This window comes from Ruegeria sp. BHSC223, from assembly GCF_059613025.1.
This window is the reverse complement of record NZ_JBXWRR010000002.1, coordinates 623,220-639,473: the sequence shown is the minus strand read 5'-3', so window position 1 is coordinate 639,473 and position 16,254 is coordinate 623,220. Positions and strand designations below refer to the sequence as shown.

Below are 16,254 nucleotides of genomic sequence, written 5' to 3'. Positions count from 1 at the left end.
TTCAGTTCTCGCGCGCAATAACGAAGCGGGCGGCTTCCTTCAAGGTTTCGGCGCGGGCGCCATAGGGTGAAAGCGCATCGCAGGCCTTGTCGACAAGGTCGCGGGCGCGGGTCCTGGCGGCGTCGAGACCCAGGAGCGAGACAAAGGTGGCCTTGCCCGCGCTGGCGTCCTTTTGCAGCCGTTTGCCCGCCTTTTCGGCATCGCCTTCTACGTCCAAGATGTCGTCGGCGATCTGGAAAGCAAGCCCCAGCGCGCGGGCATATTGGCGCAAGGGGGCCGGGTCGGCCCCGGCCAGCACGGCCCCGGCGGCGGCGGACCATTCGATCAGCGCTCCGGTCTTGCCCGCTTGCAGTTGGGTGATCTGGTCAAGTGTCAGCGGTTCGGGCGCGGTTTCGGCGGCGATGTCCAGCGCCTGGCCCAGTACCATGCCGCGCGCGCCCGCCGCCTGCGCCAGCGTGAGCGCCAGAGTGGCGCGGGTCTCGGCGCTGCCTGTCTCGGGGCGGGTACACAGCTCGAACGCCAGCGAATGCAGCGCGTCGCCTGCCAGAACGGCGGTGCCCTCGTCCCATTTCACATGAGCGGTAGGGCGGCCCCGGCGCAGGTCATCGTCGTCCATGCAGGGCAGGTCGTCATGCACCAGGCTATAGGCATGCAGCGCCTCGATGGCGGTGGCGGGCCAGATCGCGCGCGCCTCGTCCACATCATGCAACCGGGCGCTTTCCAGCACCAGAAAGCCGCGCAGGCGCTTGCCGCCCTCGGTGGTCCAGGCCATGGCGCGGGTGATGTCGAGCGGCTCCAGCGCGCCCAGCACAGTGTCGAAACTGCGCTGGATCAGCGCGGCGTCCTGCGCCAGCCTTTCGCGGAACATGGTCAGAGACCTTCGACCGGCTTGGTGCCCGTTGGCTGGCCATTGCTGTCGAGCGTGATGGCGGCAACCTTTTCCTCGGCGCGCTTCAGCTCGTCCTCGCAGCGTTTTTTCAGCGCCGCACCGCGTTCGTAAAGCGCGATGGACTGATCCAGCGCCACATCGCCGCGTTCAAGCTGACCGACCACGGTTTCCAGCTCTTTCATCGCCTGTTCAAAGCTCATCTGGTCGACGGGGGTCTCGGTCATGTCGCGGCCTTTATCAATTCCTGTACATGCGCGCGCGTTGCAGCGGCGAGCGCGTTCAGATCATAACCGCCTTCGAGAGTCGAGACGATACGGCCCTGACACAGCTCTTGCGCCAGGGTGCACAGCTCGGCGGTGAGCCAGGCGAAATCTGCGGTGGACCAGTTCAGGTTGGCCAGCGGATCATCCTGATGGGCGTCGAACCCGGCTGAGATGATGATGAGTTCAGGCATGAAGGCGCGCAGTCGCGGGAAGGCCTGGGCCGTGTAGGCCGCGCGCATCTCGGCGCCGCCGGTGCCCGGGGCCAGCGGGATGTTGAGGATCTGGCCGTGCGCGCCATCCTCGTCCGGGCGGCCCGAACCGGGCCAGAGCGGCATCTGCTGGCTGGTGATCAGAAGCGCGCGCGCCTCGTCCCACAAGAGGTCCTGGGTGCCGTTGCCGTGATGGACGTCGAAATCCACAACCGCGACGCGGTTCAGCCCGTGAAAATCGAGCGCGTGTTTCGCGGCCAGCGCGGCATTTCCGAAGAGGCAGAAGCCCATCGCGGTTTCGCGTTCGGCGTGGTGGCCCGGCGGGCGGATGGCGCAAAAGGCGTTTTGCACCTCGCCGCCCAGCACCATGTCGACGGCGCGCACCACGGCGCCCGCGGCACGGAACGCGGCATCGACCGAACCGGGCGACAGGAAGGTGTCGCCGTCGATCTGGGTGAACCCCTCGTCAGGGCGGGCATCGCGGATATCGGCGATGTAGCCCGCAGGATGGATGCGCAGCAGGTCGTCTTCGGCGGCCAGCGGCGCGGTGACGCGGCGCAGGTCGAGCGGTTCGAGGGCGTGAAGCACATGTTCCAGCCGCGCCACCCGTTCGGGATGGCCGGTCGGCGTGACATGGGTCAGGCAGTCGGCATGGGTGATCAGGGCGGTGGTCATCGGCATTCCTTTGGGCGGGCCGGGATCAGTCCGGCGCCAGCATGTAGCCCGCGCCGCGCACCGTTTGCAGATAGCGCGGCTGTTTCGGGTTGGGCTCGATCTTGCGCCGAAGGCGGGTGATCTGCACATCAACCGCGCGTTCCTGGGCCTGGCCCCGGTCGCGGCCCAGATCCTCGACCAGCTTGGTGCGGGTGATCGCCTCGCCCGGACGGGCGGCAAAGATCTTCATCAACTGGTTCTCGGTGGCGGTCAGGCGGACCAGCTGGTCGCCCTGCCACATCTCGCCGCGTTCGATGTCATAGCGGATCGGCCCCAGTTGCAGGAACTTGGGTGCCGCGTCCTGGGCGCTGGTATCGGGGACGCGGCGCAGGATTGCGTTGATCCGGAGCAGAAGCTCGCGCGGCTCAAAGGGTTTGGCCAGATAGTCGTCGGCGCCAGCCTCCAGCCCGGCGATCCGGTGCTCTGTCTCGCCACGGGCGGTCAGCAGCAGGATTGGCGTGCTCAAGCTCTTGCGCAGGGCGCGGGTCAGGCTGACACCATCCTCGCCCGGCATCATCACATCCATGACGATCAGGTCGAAATCCAGCCCCGACAGGATGCGCCGGGCATGTTCGGCGTCGCGCGCTGCGGTCACAAGGAATCCGTGCCGCATCAGGAACTTCTTCAGCAGGTCACGAATGCGTTCGTCATCGTCGACGATCAGCAGATGGGCGTCAAAAGCACTCATGAGCCGCTGTCCCGCAGTTTGACATAGGCCCGTTGCATCTCGCGATCCATCATCGCCTCCAATACCTGGCGGAACCCGGCGACCGCCTCGGGCCCGGCCTCCTTGTATGCGGCGCGCATCCGGGCGCGCTGCGCATCCGACAGTTTCGCCTCCAGCGCCGCGCCTGCCTCGGTCAGGAACAGGTGTCGCTCGCGCTTGTCCTGGGTGCCGACCCGGCTTTCGACCAGGCCGTCGGCGATGAGGGTGCGCAACACCCGGTTCAACGATTGTTTGGTGACACCCAGAATGGCCAGCAGGTTGTTCACCGTGGTCCCCGGCGCCCGGTTGATGAAGTGGATCGCCCGGTGATGGGCGCGGCCATAGGCCATCTCGGCCAGGATGCGGTCGGGGTCGGCGGTAAAGCCGCGATAGGCGAAAAACATCGCCTCGATCCCCTGTCGCAGCTGCTCGTCGGTCAGAAACAGCAGGCTTTCACCGCCAAAGACCGGTGATGGTCGCGCGTCGGACATGTGGTGCACCTTTGTCGTTCCTCGTCACTTTATGTCAGTCTTGTTGACATTCCAATACTGAACAGGTAGTGAGTCGCAGTTTTTGCGCAATATAGTGTCCGGTGCGGAACTTGCTGGCGCAATAATTGAAAATACGACCTGGTTTGGAGGGAACACAATGGCGGGTTATGATGATCGCGATGGCGTGATCTGGATGGATGGAGAACTGGTCGATTGGCGCGATGCCAAGGTCCATATCCTGACCCATGCCATGCACTATGCCTCGTCCGTGTTCGAGGGCGAGCGCGCCTATAACGGCAAGATCTTCAAGAGCCGGGAACATTCCGAGCGGCTCGTCGCCAGTGCGCAGGCGCTGGACATGCCGATGCCCTATTCGGTCGATCAGATCGAGGCCGCCAAGGAAGAGACGCTGAAGGCCAGCGGTCTGACCGATGCCTATGTGCGCGCGCTGGTCTGGCGCGGGTCGGGCGAGGATATGGGCGTGGCCTCGGCCCGCAACCCGGTGCGGATGGCGATCGCGGTCTGGCCCTGGGGCGCCTATTACGGCGACGCCAAGATGCAGGGCGCCAAACTGGACATCGCCGAGTGGAAGCGTCCCAGCCCAGAAACGATCCCGGTGCATGCCAAAGCGGCAGGTCTTTACATGATCTGCACCATCTCCAAGCACAAGGCCGAGGCCAAGGGCTGTTCGGATGCGCTGTTCATGGACTGGCGCGGCTATGTGGCCGAGGCGACCGGCGCCAACGTGTTCTTTGTCAAGGATGGCGAGGTGCATACGCCGCTGGCCGACTGCTTCCTGAACGGGATCACCCGGCAGACGGTGATCGGGATGCTCAAGGACAAGGGCATCACCGTGCACGAGCGCCGCATCAAGCCGGAGGAGATGGAAGGGTTCGAACAGTGCTGGCTGACCGGCACCGCCGCCGAGGTCACCCCGGTGGGCCAGATCGGGCCTTATACGTTCGAAGTGGGCCAGATGACCCGCGATATCGCAGCGGAGTACGAGGCGCTGGTTCGGGCCTAGGTTCTGACTCCTTTTTTAGAGAGAGGGCGCCGGTCACCCGGCGCCCTTTTTCGTTCAGACGATTTCGGTCGTGACGACGATGTTGCCACGCGTGGCGTTGGAATAGGGGCAGATGGCGTGACCTGCATCGGCGATGCGCTGCGCCTCGGCCTTGTCGACGCCCGGCATCGAGACCTTGAGCGCCACGGCCAGGCCAAACCCGCCCTCGGCGCGGGGGCCGATGCCGACCTCGGCGTCGACCGAGACATCGGCGGGCACCTTGGCCAGCGTCTTGTCTTGGGTCGTGGCGAATTGCATCGCCCCGATATAGCAGGCGGCATAACCGGCGGCGAACAGCTGTTCGGGGTTATGGCCCTTGCCGTTGCCGCCCATCGCGGGCGGGGTCGCGAGCACCAGGTCAAGGCCGGATTCGGCGACCTGCGCCTGGCCATTGCGGCCACCGGTGGCGCGGGCGTGTGCGGTATAGACGGGGGAAACGGTCATGTTGGGCTCCATTTTATCGAATGCGATTAAATCGTGTGCGATTTAAATAGGAGTGTCGTACGCGAAATGCAAGCCATTGCGAAATAATCGCGCGCGATCTATATCGTGGGCATGCTGGATCGTGCCCTCACTCTTGATGAATTGCTGTGCTTTTCGCTCTATTCCGCCAATCACGCGATGGGGCGGCTGTACCGCCCGCTGCTGGCGCGGTTCGATCTGACCTATCCGCAATACCTGGTGCTGGTGGCGCTGTGGCAGCAGGACGGCCGCAAGGTGGGCGATCTGGGTACGGTATTGCAGCTTGAATCAAACACGCTGACGCCGCTTTTGAAGCGGATGGAGGCGGCGGGGCTGATCAGACGTGCGCGCAACCCGCAGGATGAGCGCAGCGTGATCGTGACCCTGACCGACAAGGGCCAGGCGCTGGAGGGTGAGGCGGCAGAGATCTCGAACTGCATCCTGGCGGCGGCGGATGCGGATCTGGCCGAACTGGCCGAGCTGCGCGACCGGCTGCACCGGTTGACCGAACGGTTGCGCGAGGCCGGATAGCGGCCCCGCGCATCAGGTGGTTACGACCACCGATCCCCTCATATGCGGGTGGTAGGCACAGAAATAGGGATAGGTGCCTGGGGTATCGAAGCGGATCGTGGCCTGCCCGCCCTTTTCCAGTTCTTCGGTATCCCAGTTTGCCTCGTCATCGGTGGCGGTATGCGGGGCAAAATCGTGGTTGATCCAGCGCACGGTTTCCCCGGCCCGGATGGTGACCTCGGCCGGCTCAAAGGCAAAGGCGCGGATATCGACCACCACCGGGCTAGAGCCCGATGCGGGGAACGCGGAACCCACGATCGCCCCCCCCGCACCGAAGCAGACCTGCCTGCGGGTCAGCCGCATTGCAGGCCGTTCACCATCTGCTCGGCATGGCCTTCGTGCACCTTGAAGGTGACGAGCGCTTCGGACAGCAGATCCTTGAGCGGTTCGACGGTCGCGGTCGGGATGAAGACGCCTTCGACCGTCTGGTTGACCACCTGATGGTAACCGAGTTCGTTCTGGGCATAGGCGCAGTCAAAGGCCTTGCCGCTCAGCGACATCAGTTCGGCGCGCTTGTCGGCAGCACCCTTGACCAGCGTGCGGCTCAGGTCGTTGTCCTGGGGCGTGACGTTCAGCTTGGTGATCAGATCGCCGGCAGCCACGTTTACCGCAGTGTGGTCACGGATCATGGTTTCGGCAAAGGCGCGGACCTCGGCATTCTCTGACACGGCCAGCGCCAGATGCGCATAGCGGATGTCGATCTGACCGGCGGTATAGGCGGTATGTGCGATTTCCAGGTCGTTCATCTTGTCAGCTGCCTGGACGGTTTGGGCGGCAAATCCGAGGGCAAGGGCGGCGGCGAGGGTAATAGTCTTCATGTCTTGTCTCCTTAAAAGGTTTCGGTAATCCCTCAGATAATTGGTTTCCCGGTATGTTGAATGCGCGTGAAGACAAAGAACATTGCAGATCGTTCAGCTATCTGGACGAAATGAAAAAAATGGGTATGTTGGCGGTATGTTGGACCTACTCAGCGATATCCTCACCCGTCTGTCCCTGAAGGGGACGCTGTATTTCCGCACCTCGTTCACGCCGCCCTTCGGCGTGCACGTGCCCTCGTATCAGAACGTGGCCCGGTTTCACTTCGCCTATCGCGGCGAATGCATGGTGCATGTGCCGGCGGCAAACGAGACGCTGCGACTGACCCAAGGTGATCTGGTGCTGATCCCGCACGGTGCCGAACACATGCTGTTGTGCCAGCATTCGCGCCCCGATTCCGCGCTGCCGCTGGATACGGTGCTGAGCCGGTCGGGCTATCGCGGTGAGGGGGTGCTGGTCTATGGCGGCGACGAGGACGATCAGGACACGCAGCTGATCTGCGGGCATCTGACCTACGGCATGCATGGCCGGTCCTGCCCGGGACATACCCTGTTGGAGCGGCTACCGCCCTATATCCTTATCCGGGATTATGGCGAGGAGCGCGGCGCGTGGCTGGAGGCAACTTTGCGCGTGATCGCGGCCGAGGCCGGGCGCGACAGGATGGGCAGCGATCTGATCGCGCTCAAGATGACCGAGGCGCTGTTTGCTCAGGCGATCCGGGCGCATCTGGAAACCGTGAGCCCGGACGATTCCGCGCTGGCGGGGTTTGCTGATCCCAACCTGTCGCGCGCGCTCAGCGCCTTTCACCGGGATCCGGCCAAGGACTGGACTGTCGAAATGCTGGCTCGGATTGCGGGGCAGTCACGCACCGGTTTCGCGCAGCATTTCGCTGCCAAGATGGAGATGACCCCGATGCAATACCTGACCTCGTGGCGGATGCAGATCGCCTGTCAGGGTCTGGTTGACAGCCGGTTGAGCGTGGCCGATGCCGCTGAATTGGCCGGCTACGCCTCGGAAGCGGCGTTCAGCCGGGTGTTCCGCAAGCAGCTCGGGGTGTCCCCAGCGGCCTATCGGCAACAGTTCGATAGCGCGAAGAGACAGACATTGGCTGCATCCTGAACGATCTGACTTGATTCTCGAACTTTGGATCATTCAGCGTTCGATCTTCTGGCTCCATATCAGGGGTATGCCGCCGTAGGGCGGTTCAACCAACCTGATAAGGACCCCAATCATGTCTATTCGTTTTGTTACCCGCACCGTGCATGCCTATCTCGACTATCCCGTGGCGCTGGCCCTGATGGGCCTGCCCGTGATCTTGGGCCTGGGCGCCGACAACCCGATGGCGCTGTGGCTGTCGGTGATCACCGGTTTCGCGGCCTTTGTCCTGACCCTGCTGACCGATCACCATCTGGGGGTCTGGCGCGTCCTGCCCTACAAGTTCCATCTGGCCGTTGACCTGACCGTGGGCATCGTGTTCCTGCTGGCGCCCAGCTTGTTCGGGTTCACGGGGCTGGATGCGCTGTTCTACTGGGTCAACGGCGCGGCGGTTGTCACCGTGATCTCTTTGAGCACGCCCGAGGCGAAACCGGCGATGTAAGCCGGTGACGGCAGCGATCCGTCACAATAACATCGTGAGAAGTTCAAGAATCCGAGCCGTGGGTTTTACAAACCCGCGGCTCTCATGCGCCTACCAATCGCGCGGACCGGAGACTCCGGCCGCCAGACAGGAGAGCATTCGCATGACACGACTTCTTCGCCCCTCGCGCCGGGCCTTTCTGGCAGGCGGCACCGCCTTTACCGCGACGCTGGCCATGCCATCGATCAGCCGCGCCGCCTCGCGCCCGGTCTTTACCCATGGGGTGCAATCCGGTGACGTCGATACCGCATCGGGTATGATCTGGACCCGCACCGACCGTCCGGCAAAAGTGATGATGGAAGTGTCGAGCACCGAGAGCTTTGCCGAGGCGCGCCGCCTGTCGCCGATGTTCGCCACACCCGAGAGCGATCTTGCCGTCAAGCGGCTGGTCGAGGGCCTGCCCGCCGATCAGGAGGTGTTCTATCGCTTTGTCGCCGCCGACTTGGACGATATCCGCGCCGTGTCCGAGCCCATCGTCGGCCGCTTCCGTACAGCACCGACCGCGCGGCGGGATATCCGGTTTGCGTGGTCGGGCGATACCGCCGGCCAGGGTTGGGGTATCGACGACGAGGGTATGCGCACCTATGCCACCATGGCTCAACATCGGCCAGATTTCTTCATCCATTCCGGCGATACGATCTATGCCGATGGCCCGATGAAGGACGAGGTCGAAAAGGACGGCGCGGTGATCTGGAAGAACACCACCTTGATCGAGGAAAAGCGCAAGGTGGCCGAAACGCTGGCCGAGTTCCGGGGTCAGTGGAAATACAATCTGATGGACGAACATGTGCAGGCGATGAACGCGCTTTGCCCGACATTCTTCCAATGGGACGACCACGAGGTGGTCAACAACTGGTCGGATGCCAAGGACCTGAGCGCCGACGACCGCTATACCGAGAAGTCGGTGCATGTGCTGCAAAGCCGCGCCGCGCGGGCGTTTCACGAGATGACGCCGCTCAGGATCACGCCCGCCGAGCCGGGCCGGGTCTATCGCAAGATCTCTTACGGGCCGATGCTGGATGTGTTTTTCCTCGACCTGCGCAGCTATCGCGGCCCGAACGGCGCCTCGATGGAGGAGGAAATCACCGATCAGAGCCGTATCCTGGGCGCCGAGCAGCTGGCCTGGATCAAGCGGGAACTGGCGGCCTCGACCGCGACATGGAAGGTGATCGCCTCGGACATGCCGCTGGGTCTGATCGTGTGGGACAACTGGAAGGAAAAGGCAGGCGCCGAGGCGATCTCGAACGGTGATCACGGCCCCGCCAAGGGGCGCGAGTTGGAAATTGCCGATCTCCTGCGCTTTATCAAGAGCGCGGGCGTGCGCAACACGGTCTGGTTCACGGCGGATGTGCATTACACCGCCGCGCATCACTACAGCCCGGACCGGGCGCAATTCCAGGATTTCGATCCGTTCTGGGAATTTGTCTCGGGCCCGCTGCATGCCGGAACCTTCGGCCCCAACGATCTGGACCGGACCTTTGGCCCCGAGGTGAAGTTCGTCAAGGCGCCGACACCGGAGCAGGGCGCGAACCTGCCGCCCAGCATGGGGCTCCAGTTCTTCGGCCTCGTGGACATCGACGCCGCCAGCCAGCAGATGAAGGTCCGCCTGATGGATCGCGGCAATACCGAGCTGTGGTCGGTCACGCTCGACCCGGTTCTGTCGGCGCTCTGACGTTTGCCACGGGCCAGAAAATTGAAAATTTTCTGGTGACAGAATTTCTGTGAAATTCTGCGGCTGGCCCCGATGGGGCCAGTCAGCGTCGGGCGCGGCCTTCGCGCAGGATGGTGTAGATGCCGCCCGCGACGATGATGGCGCTACCCACCCAGGTGGCGGCGTCTGGCGTTTCGCCAAACACAACAATCCCGAGGATCATGGCAAAGACCAGCCGCGCATAGCGGAACGGGGCGATGACCGAGATCTCGCCGCGCCGCATTGCGCGGGTCAGGCATTCGTATGCCAGTACACCGAACAGGATCGCGGCACCCAGGTGCCGCGCCGTGCCCCAATCCGGCAGGGTGGCGCCGCCGGTCCAGCCAAGCGCCAGCACGCCCGAGACCATCAGCGCGCCAAAGCCGTAGACGCCCAGTTGCGCGTTGCTCAGCCGGGGCCGCGCGGCGCGGGTGGCCAGGTCGCGCCCGGCAAAGCCGATCATGCCGAGGACGGCAAAGATCGAGGCGGGGACAAAACCCTGCATCCCGGGGCGCAGGATCAGCAGCACGCCGGCCAGCCCGATCAGGATCGCGACCCAGCGCCGCCAGCCCACCGTTTCGCCCAGAAACAGCGCCGCCCCCATCGCCACCACCAGCGGTGTCGCCTGAAGTATGGCGGATGTGCTGGTGAGTGGGGTCAGCGCCAGCGCCAGCGTATAGCAGATGCGCCCCATCACCTCAAAGCCCGAGCGGATCGCGAGCGTCCGGTCGGGCCGGACAAAGGCGGCCTCGCCCCGCGAGCGGGCCAGCAGGGCAAAGATGCCCATGCCGCCAAGCCCGAAGAGAATCAGCACCTGCCCAACAGGCAGGACCGCGGTGGCGGATTTGACGAACATATCCTCGAGCGCAAAGGCGCCCATGGCGGCCACCATATAGAGGCTGCCGCTGAGGTTCTCGGCCTGCCGGCCCATGGGCGTCAGAAATCCACGCCGCGCTGCGCCTTGATCCCTGCTTCGAACGGGTGTTTCTCGACCGTCATCTCGGTCACCAGATCGGCATAGTCGCGCAGCGCCTGTGGCGCGTCGCGCCCCGTCAGGAACACGCTCGTTCGGTCCGAGCGGGCCTTGAGCCCCTCCAGCACCGCCTCGACCGACAGGTATTCATAGCGCAGCGCGATGTTGATCTCGTCCAGCACCACGAGGTCATACTCAGCGCTTTCCATCAGCTCCCGCGCCTTGCCAAAGGCGGCGGTGGCGGCGGCGATGTCGCGTTCGCGATCCTGGGTGTCCCAGGTGAAGCCCTCGCCCATCGTGTGCCAGGTCACCAGGTTGTGTTCCTCGAAGAAACGCCGCTCGCCGGTCTTCCACTTGCCCTTGATGAACTGGACTACGGCGACCTTTTGCCCCCAACCCAGCGCCCGGATCACCACGCCAAAGGCGGCCGAGGATTTGCCCTTGCCCTTGCCGGTGTTGATCAGCACCAGCCCGCGCCCGGGGTCGACCGCCTCGGAGACTTTCTTGCGGTGCTCGGCCTGCACGGCCTTCATCTTTTCCTTGTGGTCCTGCGCGTCGGTCATCTGTGTTCCTTTCCCGGTTGCGCGCTACCCTAGGGCGTGGCGCGGAAAGGTAAAGGTCACGCCTTGGGATTGAGCGGGCGCGTCTTCACATTGTCGAGGCCCAGCTGCCGCTCGCGCCAGATCACCACCACGTTGCCCGCGATCACCAGCAGGGCGCCGGCCAGCATCACCAGGGTCGGCAATTCGTCGAACCAGACATAGCCGATGATGATGGCGAACAGCATCGAGGCATAGTCATAGGGCGCCAGCATCGAGGCCTGGCCAAAGCGGTAGGAGGAGGTGACGAGGATCTGCGCCACCCCACCGATCAACCCGGTCAGGATCAGGATCGCGGCCTGTTCCGGGGTCGGCATGGTCCAGCCGAAAAACGCCGTCAGCGCCGACAGGAGCGTCGCGGTGAGCGAGAAGTAAAACACAATGGCGGCGGCGTGATCGACCTGCACCAGTTGCCGGATATGGATCTGCACAAAGGCGCGCGCAACGGTCGCGCCCAGCACGCAGAGCGCGCCGATGGTGGCCGCCTGATCGAGCGAGGCGCCGGTGCCCAGACGCGGCCAGAGCATGACGATCACGCCCAAAAGGCCCAAAGCGACCGCGCCGATGCGCACCAGCCGGATGGTCTCTCCCAGCATCATTGCCGCCAGGATCAGGGTAAAGATCGGGGTGGCATAGCCGATGGCCGTCACCTCGGGCAGGGGAAGCAGGCCGAGGCCGGTAAAGGTCAGCCCCATGGCGCTGGTGCCCAGGAGGCCGCGCCAGAAATGGCCCATGGGTTTCTTGACGATCAGACCCTGCCGCAACTGGCCGCGCGCGATCAGGTAGACAAGGATGACGGGGATGGCAAAGAGCGAGCGGAAGAACACCATCTCGCCCGGCGGGAAATCGGCCGACAGCGCCTTGATCATCGCCGACATCACGGTGAACAAGACCAGCGCGCTGAGTTTCAGCGTGATGGCCAGGACCGGTCGATGCGATGTTAAGGGGTTTGCCATGGCCCGACCCTGCGCCTTTGGTTGGGAAAGATCAATCGCTTGATTTCTGCTATCGGTAACAGTCATTGTGCAGGTGCAGAAAGTAAGTGGGAGCACAGGGTATGGATCAGCTATCCGCCGCATTCGGGCCGCAAGCGTTTGATGTTCAGGGCGTGGGCGCGTGGCCGTCCCGGTTCGCGGTGACCGATCTGGCAACCCGCTGCTTTGGCGCGGTGGGCGCGGCGCTGGGCGAGGTGATCGAGGCCACGGGTCTTGGGCCGCGTCCGGCGGTGACGGTTGACCGCCGGTTGGCCTCGCTATGGTATTCCTGGTCGATCCATCCGCAGGGCTGGCAGATGCCCGGCGCCTGGGATCCGATTGCGGGGGATTATGCGGCGGCGGATGGCTGGATCAGGCTGCATACCAATGCGCCGCATCACCGGGATGCGGCTTTGTCAGTGCTGGGCTGTGCGGCGGAACGGTCGGAGGTGGCCGAGGCGCTGCGTGGCTGGCAGATCGACGCGCTGGAGGCGGCGGTCGTGGGCGCGGGCGGCGCGGCGGCGGCGATGCGCAGCCGCGAAGCCTGGCTGGCGCATCCGCAGGGGGCGGCGGTGGCGGCGGAGCCGCTGGTGCATTGGGCCACGCGCGAGGGTGCCTTGCGCGATTTTGGCGGTACACGGGCGCGGCCGCTGGCGGGGCTGAGGGTGCTTGATTTGACACGGGTGCTGGCGGGGCCGATGGCGACGCGGACGCTGGCCGGATACGGGGCCGAGGTGCTGCGCATCGACCCGCCAAGCTGGTCGGAACCGGGGGTGGTGCCGGATGTGACGCTGGGCAAGACCTGTGCCCATCTGGACCTGAAGCAAGCCGCCGACCGGGCCCGGTTCGAGGCGCTGCTGGCGGAGGCGGATGTGCTGGTGCATGGCTATCGGCCCGGCGCGCTGGATGCGATGGTTTCCCCCGAGCGGCGTTTGGAGCGGGCGCCGAACCTGATCGAGGTGAGCCTGTGCGCCTATGGCTGGACCGGACCATGGGCCGGACGGCGCGGGTTCGATTCGCTGGTGCAGATGAGTTGTGGCATTGCCGAGGCAGGCATGGGCTGGGCCGGGGTCGATAAACCGCATCCGCTCCCGGTGCAGGCACTGGACCATGCGACGGGGTACCTGATGGCGGCTTCGGTCCTGTCGGCGCTGGCGCGGGCGGCGCGGGGAGAGGGCGTGTCCTCGGCCCGGTTGTCGCTGGCGCGCACGGCGGAGCTGCTTTGTGGCTTGGAGAAGGGTGAGGAGGGTCCGGCGATTACCGGCTCCACCCCCGATGACCTGTCGGATTGGGATGAACAGACACCTTGGGGACCGGCGCGGCGGTTGAAACCGGCGCTGAGTGTCGAGGGGGCGCCGATGCGCTGGGGCAGTGCGGCTTGTGATCTGGGATCGTCGCCTGCGGCGTGGCGCTGATCAGGTCAGCCAGTAGAGAAGCCCCGAGAGAGTGAAGAAGGCCAACGTTGTTGCCGTGAGCAGCGCGATCGAGGCCATGCCCTCGTGTCCCAGTTCCTGAGCCAGAACGGCGTAGATGCCGAACATCGGCATCGCCGCCGACAGGATCAGCGCGGTGCGCATGTCGGCGTCCATCGGCAGACCGATAGCGGCGACCAGCATCACCGCCAGCAGGGCCAGCGCCGGGTGCAGCAGAAGTTTCAGCGCCGAGATCTGCACCGCATGCCAGCGGCTGCCTTTCCAACTGAGACCAGCAAGCGAACCGCCGATCACCACCAGCGCCAGCGCCGAGGCGGAGGCGGCCAGCATCTGCATCAGCCTTGTCACGGTTTGCGGCACCGGCACGCCGGCGAGGCTGACCGCGAGGCCCAGCAGCAGGCCGATCACCATCGGGCGCTTCAGCACGCCCCAAAGGATGCCCGCGACCCGCTGGCCGATGCCGCCCTGACCGCGCCCGCGTGCCATATCCATCAGGATCAGGCAGGCGGGGATGATCAGCACGTTCTCGACCAACATGTTGAGCGCCAGGATCACGCCCGCCAGATCGGGAAAGGTGAGCAGCATCACCGGATAGCCGACAAAGCCGGAATTGGGACAGGAACTGCCCATCACTGCCACCGCACGGCGGTTGGCCTCGGTGCCCGACAGGGTGAACCACAGATAGCTGAGCGCGACCGTGCCAAGCCCGGCGGCGGCAAAGGCTAGCATATAGCCGGGGTGAAACACCTCGGCCACGTCGCGGCTGGCCACCGCGTTGAAGAGGAGCGCAGGCAGGGCGATGTCCATCACGTAGCGGCCCAGCACCCGCATGTCTGCGGTGCTGAACCAACCCTGTCGGACCACCAGAAACCCGATGGCAAGTGCTGCGTAGATCGGAAAGGTGATGGTCAGGATCTGGCTCATCCGTGTGTCCATTCGGCAGGCAGCGGCGTTCCGATCTCGGCCGCGAAATCGTCGAGGAAGCGCAGCATCAGCGCGATACGGGCCTGGGCCAGGGTGCGGCCCTTGTCGGTCAGCATGCCCTGCGGCAAGGTCAGCAGCTTCACCCGCCAGTGGTCCAGCGAATAGAGCGCATCGTCGGGCGCGCGGTGTTCGCAGAAGGGATCGGCGGGATCATAAAGCGCCCGGCCCAGCGAGCCGGAGACCGAGAAGTTGCGCGCGATACCGATGGCACCCAGCGCATCGAGCCGGTCGGCATCGCGCAGGATGCGCGCCTCTTCGCTCTCGGGCGGGATCCCGGCAGAGAAACTGTGCGCGGCGATGGCGTGGCCGGTCGCCGCGATCAGAGTGTCGTCAAAGCCAAGGTCGCGCAGGATCGGCGCGGCCTCCTCGGCCGAGCGGCGCGAGGCGGTGTGCCGGTCGGGGGCGTTCTTGGGCAGGTTGACCAGATCGTGCAGGTAGCTGGCCGCCAGCAGCACGTCCCGGTCTGTGCCGGGTCCGGCGATGGCCTGCACATTGACCCAGACCCGGTCCAGATGGGCGAGATCATGCGCCGGATCGGTCGCCATGCGCTGGGCGACGATGCCGCGCAGCGCCTGATGCAGGTCAGCCGATATGGCCACGATTGGCCCCGATCTGGCCCCGGTGCAGCAGCAGGTGATCGAGGATCACGCAGGCCATCATCGCCTCGCCCACCGGCACGGCGCGGATGCCGACGCAGGGGTCGTGGCGGCCCTTGGTGATGATCTCGGTCTCTTCGCCGGATTTGGTGATGGTCTTGCGGGTGGTCAGGATCGACGAGGTGGGTTTGACGGCAAAACGCACCACGATATCCTGCCCGGTCGAGATGCCGCCCAGAATGCCGCCCGCGTGGTTCGAGCTGTATTGCGGGCCGTTCTGGCCCATGAATATCTCGTCGGCATTGGCCTCGCCGGTCAGTTCGGCGGCACCCATGCCCTCGCCGATCTCGACGCCCTTGACGGCGTTGATCGACATCATCGCGGCGGCCAGATCGGTGTCGAGCTTGCCATAGACCGGCGCGCCGAGACCCGCGGGCACACCGCGCGCCACGACCTCGATCACCGCGCCAACCGAGCTGCCGGACTTGCGCAGCCCGTCGAGATAATCGGCCCAGTCAGCGGCGGCCTGCGCATCGGGCACCCAGAACGGGTTCTGTTCGATCTGCGCCCAGTCGATGCGGGCGCGCTCGATGCGGTGCGGGCCCATCTGCACCATGTAACCGGTGATCTGGACATTGGGGGCCAGGGCGCGGATGGCCTCGCGCGCGAGGCCACCGGCGGCCACCCGGGCGGCGGTTTCACGGGCCGAGCTGCGGCCGCCGCCGCGATAGTCGCGGATGCCGTATTTCTGGAAATAGGTGATGTCGGCATGGCCGGGGCGGAACTTGTCCTTGATATCCCCGTAGTCCTTGGACCGCTGGTCGGTATTCTCGATCATCAGCTGTACCGGGGTGCCGGTGGTCTGGCCCTCGAACACGCCCGAGAGGATCTTGACCTCGTCGGCTTCGCGGCGCTGGGTGGTGTATTTGTTCTGGCCGGGTTTGCGGCGGTCGAGCCAGTGTTGAATCATCGCCTCGTCGATCGGCACGCCGGGCGGGCAGCCATCGACGGTGGCGCCAAGCGCGGGACCGTGGCTTTCACCCCAAGTGGTGACGCGGAAGAGATGGCCAAAACTGTTCATTGACATGGGCGGGCTCCTTTGCGCGATGTGCTTAGCGGCGCGCGCCCCGGGTCTCAAGAGCTTTGCTGTGTGGAGACCGGGGAGGGGGCGCCGCCCCCACCTACA

General features: G+C 65.0%; 20 protein-coding genes. 6 read left to right on the top strand and 14 right to left on the bottom strand.

All coding sequences use genetic code 11. The annotated features are described in order from the left end of the window. Nucleotide 1: 1 nt before the first annotated feature. The 5 genes from AC2FNY_RS07215 to AC2FNY_RS07195 are packed head-to-tail and all read right to left on the bottom strand — an operon-like array spanning nt 2 to nt 3,272. Nucleotides 2–868: a polyprenyl synthetase family protein gene (locus AC2FNY_RS07215; protein WP_496802052.1), complete on the bottom strand. Its 867-nt coding sequence runs from the start codon at nt 866–868 to the stop codon at nt 2–4. A gap of 2 nt (nt 869–870) precedes the next feature. Next, nucleotides 871–1,113: an exodeoxyribonuclease VII small subunit gene (locus AC2FNY_RS07210; protein WP_044027791.1), complete on the bottom strand. Its 243-nt coding sequence runs from the start codon at nt 1,111–1,113 to the stop codon at nt 871–873. Then, nucleotides 1,110–2,036 carry a histone deacetylase family protein gene (locus AC2FNY_RS07205; protein ID WP_496802051.1) on the bottom strand — a complete coding sequence of 309 codons (927 nt, stop codon included), beginning with the start codon at nt 2,034–2,036 and terminating at the stop codon, nt 1,110–1,112. Before AC2FNY_RS07205 ends, AC2FNY_RS07210 begins: the two co-directional genes overlap by 4 nt. A gap of 25 nt (nt 2,037–2,061) precedes the next feature. Then, nucleotides 2,062–2,763, bottom strand: a complete 702-nt coding sequence (locus AC2FNY_RS07200; protein ID WP_234139928.1) for a response regulator — start codon at nt 2,761–2,763, stop codon at nt 2,062–2,064. Next, nucleotides 2,760–3,272 (bottom strand): MarR family winged helix-turn-helix transcriptional regulator, encoded by a 513-nt coding sequence (locus AC2FNY_RS07195; RefSeq protein ID WP_234170773.1) that lies wholly within the window; start codon nt 3,270–3,272, stop codon nt 2,760–2,762. The genes AC2FNY_RS07200 and AC2FNY_RS07195 overlap by 4 nt, the downstream gene beginning before the upstream one ends. Before the next feature lie 157 nt (nt 3,273–3,429). On the opposite strand from AC2FNY_RS07195, the gene AC2FNY_RS07190 reads away from it, so the two are divergent. After that, nucleotides 3,430–4,296, top strand: a complete 867-nt coding sequence (locus AC2FNY_RS07190; protein WP_234139926.1) for a branched-chain amino acid aminotransferase — start codon at nt 3,430–3,432, stop codon at nt 4,294–4,296. A 54-nt stretch (nt 4,297–4,350) separates the two neighbouring features. Here the strand turns inward: AC2FNY_RS07190 and AC2FNY_RS07185 are convergent, their stop codons facing one another. Continuing rightward, complete coding sequence (locus AC2FNY_RS07185) at nt 4,351–4,779, bottom strand: organic hydroperoxide resistance protein (protein WP_496802050.1); 429 nt, start codon at nt 4,777–4,779, stop codon at nt 4,351–4,353. A gap of 111 nt (nt 4,780–4,890) precedes the next feature. On the opposite strand from AC2FNY_RS07185, the gene AC2FNY_RS07180 reads away from it, so the two are divergent. After that, nucleotides 4,891–5,328: a MarR family winged helix-turn-helix transcriptional regulator gene (locus AC2FNY_RS07180; protein ID WP_496802049.1), complete on the top strand. Its 438-nt coding sequence runs from the start codon at nt 4,891–4,893 to the stop codon at nt 5,326–5,328. Nucleotides 5,329–5,340: 12 nt separating this feature from the next. Here AC2FNY_RS07180 and AC2FNY_RS07175 read toward each other — a convergent pair whose 3' ends face one another. Together AC2FNY_RS07175 and AC2FNY_RS07170 are read right to left on the bottom strand one after the other, a co-directional pair. Next, nucleotides 5,341–5,622, bottom strand: coding sequence for a cupredoxin domain-containing protein (locus tag AC2FNY_RS07175; protein WP_496802048.1), 282 nt, complete (start codon nt 5,620–5,622; stop codon nt 5,341–5,343). 38 nt (nt 5,623–5,660) lie between these two features. Beyond that, entirely contained in the window at nt 5,661–6,185 is a 525-nt protein-coding gene (locus AC2FNY_RS07170) for a DUF4142 domain-containing protein (RefSeq protein WP_234144586.1), read from the bottom strand. A 136-nt stretch (nt 6,186–6,321) separates the two neighbouring features. On the opposite strand from AC2FNY_RS07170, the gene AC2FNY_RS07165 reads away from it, so the two are divergent. The 3 genes from AC2FNY_RS07165 (at nt 6,322) to AC2FNY_RS07155 (ending at nt 9,491) form a co-directional block, all read left to right on the top strand. Further along, nucleotides 6,322–7,302, top strand: coding sequence for an AraC family transcriptional regulator (locus tag AC2FNY_RS07165; RefSeq protein ID WP_496802047.1), 981 nt, complete (start codon nt 6,322–6,324; stop codon nt 7,300–7,302). A gap of 112 nt (nt 7,303–7,414) precedes the next feature. Continuing rightward, complete coding sequence (locus AC2FNY_RS07160; protein ID WP_234139920.1) at nt 7,415–7,780, top strand: hypothetical protein; 366 nt, start codon at nt 7,415–7,417, stop codon at nt 7,778–7,780. Nucleotides 7,781–7,922: 142 nt separating this feature from the next. Continuing rightward, a complete protein-coding gene (locus AC2FNY_RS07155; RefSeq protein ID WP_496802046.1) occupies nt 7,923–9,491 on the top strand; it encodes an alkaline phosphatase D family protein in 1,569 nt (522 codons plus the stop codon). A gap of 82 nt (nt 9,492–9,573) precedes the next feature. Here the strand turns inward: AC2FNY_RS07155 and AC2FNY_RS07150 are convergent, their stop codons facing one another. Genes AC2FNY_RS07150 through AC2FNY_RS07140 form a run of 3 tightly spaced genes read right to left on the bottom strand, consistent with a single transcriptional unit; the run spans nt 9,574 to nt 12,037 of the window. Continuing rightward, entirely contained in the window at nt 9,574–10,440 is an 867-nt protein-coding gene (locus AC2FNY_RS07150) for a DMT family transporter (RefSeq protein ID WP_234165411.1), read from the bottom strand. 5 nt (nt 10,441–10,445) lie between these two features. After that, nucleotides 10,446–11,045, bottom strand: coding sequence for a cob(I)yrinic acid a,c-diamide adenosyltransferase (gene cobO, locus AC2FNY_RS07145; RefSeq protein ID WP_234170763.1), 600 nt, complete (start codon nt 11,043–11,045; stop codon nt 10,446–10,448). A 56-nt stretch (nt 11,046–11,101) separates the two neighbouring features. Continuing rightward, nucleotides 11,102–12,037, bottom strand: a complete 936-nt coding sequence (locus tag AC2FNY_RS07140; RefSeq protein ID WP_234177839.1) for a DMT family transporter — start codon at nt 12,035–12,037, stop codon at nt 11,102–11,104. Between the two features lie 101 nt (nt 12,038–12,138). Here AC2FNY_RS07140 and AC2FNY_RS07135 point away from each other — a divergent pair, with 101 nt between their 5' ends. Continuing rightward, nucleotides 12,139–13,470, top strand: coding sequence for a CoA transferase (locus AC2FNY_RS07135; RefSeq protein WP_496802045.1), 1,332 nt, complete (start codon nt 12,139–12,141; stop codon nt 13,468–13,470). Here the strand turns inward: AC2FNY_RS07135 and AC2FNY_RS07130 are convergent, their stop codons facing one another. From AC2FNY_RS07130 to aroC, 3 genes are read right to left on the bottom strand one after another with little or no spacing between them, the layout of a single operon-like run. Next, nucleotides 13,471–14,412 (bottom strand): AEC family transporter, encoded by a 942-nt coding sequence (locus AC2FNY_RS07130; RefSeq protein WP_496802044.1) that lies wholly within the window; start codon nt 14,410–14,412, stop codon nt 13,471–13,473. Next, nucleotides 14,409–15,071, bottom strand: coding sequence for an HD domain-containing protein (locus AC2FNY_RS07125; protein ID WP_496802043.1), 663 nt, complete (start codon nt 15,069–15,071; stop codon nt 14,409–14,411). The genes AC2FNY_RS07130 and AC2FNY_RS07125 overlap by 4 nt, the downstream gene beginning before the upstream one ends. After that, the gene (gene aroC / locus AC2FNY_RS07120; RefSeq protein ID WP_496802042.1) at nt 15,055–16,155 is read right to left on the bottom strand and encodes a chorismate synthase; all 1,101 of its coding nucleotides are present in this window, start codon (nt 16,153–16,155) and stop codon (nt 15,055–15,057) included. Before aroC ends, AC2FNY_RS07125 begins: the two co-directional genes overlap by 17 nt. Nucleotides 16,156–16,254: the final 99 nt, after the last annotated feature.

Excerpts from the sequence above, each read along its gene's own strand:
- AC2FNY_RS07215 (WP_496802052.1), bottom strand. The coding sequence starts at position 868 with ATGTTCCGCGAAAGGCTGGCGCAGGACGCCGCGCTGATCCAGCGCAGT.
- AC2FNY_RS07210 (WP_044027791.1), bottom strand. The coding sequence starts at position 1,113 with ATGACCGAGACCCCCGTCGACCAGATGAGCTTTGAACAGGCGATGAAA.
- AC2FNY_RS07205 (WP_496802051.1), bottom strand. The coding sequence starts at position 2,036 with ATGACCACCGCCCTGATCACCCATGCCGACTGCCTGACCCATGTCACG.
- AC2FNY_RS07200 (WP_234139928.1), bottom strand. The coding sequence starts at position 2,763 with ATGAGTGCTTTTGACGCCCATCTGCTGATCGTCGACGATGACGAACGC.
- AC2FNY_RS07195 (WP_234170773.1), bottom strand. The coding sequence starts at position 3,272 with ATGTCCGACGCGCGACCATCACCGGTCTTTGGCGGTGAAAGCCTGCTG.
- AC2FNY_RS07190 (WP_234139926.1), top strand. The coding sequence starts at position 3,430 with ATGGCGGGTTATGATGATCGCGATGGCGTGATCTGGATGGATGGAGAA.
- AC2FNY_RS07185 (WP_496802050.1), bottom strand. The coding sequence starts at position 4,779 with ATGACCGTTTCCCCCGTCTATACCGCACACGCCCGCGCCACCGGTGGC.
- AC2FNY_RS07180 (WP_496802049.1), top strand. The coding sequence starts at position 4,891 with ATGCTGGATCGTGCCCTCACTCTTGATGAATTGCTGTGCTTTTCGCTC.
- AC2FNY_RS07170 (WP_234144586.1), bottom strand. The coding sequence starts at position 6,185 with ATGAAGACTATTACCCTCGCCGCCGCCCTTGCCCTCGGATTTGCCGCC.
- AC2FNY_RS07165 (WP_496802047.1), top strand. The coding sequence starts at position 6,322 with ATGTTGGACCTACTCAGCGATATCCTCACCCGTCTGTCCCTGAAGGGG.
- AC2FNY_RS07160 (WP_234139920.1), top strand. The coding sequence starts at position 7,415 with ATGTCTATTCGTTTTGTTACCCGCACCGTGCATGCCTATCTCGACTAT.
- AC2FNY_RS07155 (WP_496802046.1), top strand. The coding sequence starts at position 7,923 with ATGACACGACTTCTTCGCCCCTCGCGCCGGGCCTTTCTGGCAGGCGGC.
- AC2FNY_RS07150 (WP_234165411.1), bottom strand. The coding sequence starts at position 10,440 with ATGGGCCGGCAGGCCGAGAACCTCAGCGGCAGCCTCTATATGGTGGCC.
- cobO (WP_234170763.1), bottom strand. The coding sequence starts at position 11,045 with ATGACCGACGCGCAGGACCACAAGGAAAAGATGAAGGCCGTGCAGGCC.
- AC2FNY_RS07140 (WP_234177839.1), bottom strand. The coding sequence starts at position 12,037 with ATGGCAAACCCCTTAACATCGCATCGACCGGTCCTGGCCATCACGCTG.
- AC2FNY_RS07135 (WP_496802045.1), top strand. The coding sequence starts at position 12,139 with ATGGATCAGCTATCCGCCGCATTCGGGCCGCAAGCGTTTGATGTTCAG.
- AC2FNY_RS07130 (WP_496802044.1), bottom strand. The coding sequence starts at position 14,412 with ATGAGCCAGATCCTGACCATCACCTTTCCGATCTACGCAGCACTTGCC.
- aroC (WP_496802042.1), bottom strand. The coding sequence starts at position 16,155 with ATGTCAATGAACAGTTTTGGCCATCTCTTCCGCGTCACCACTTGGGGT.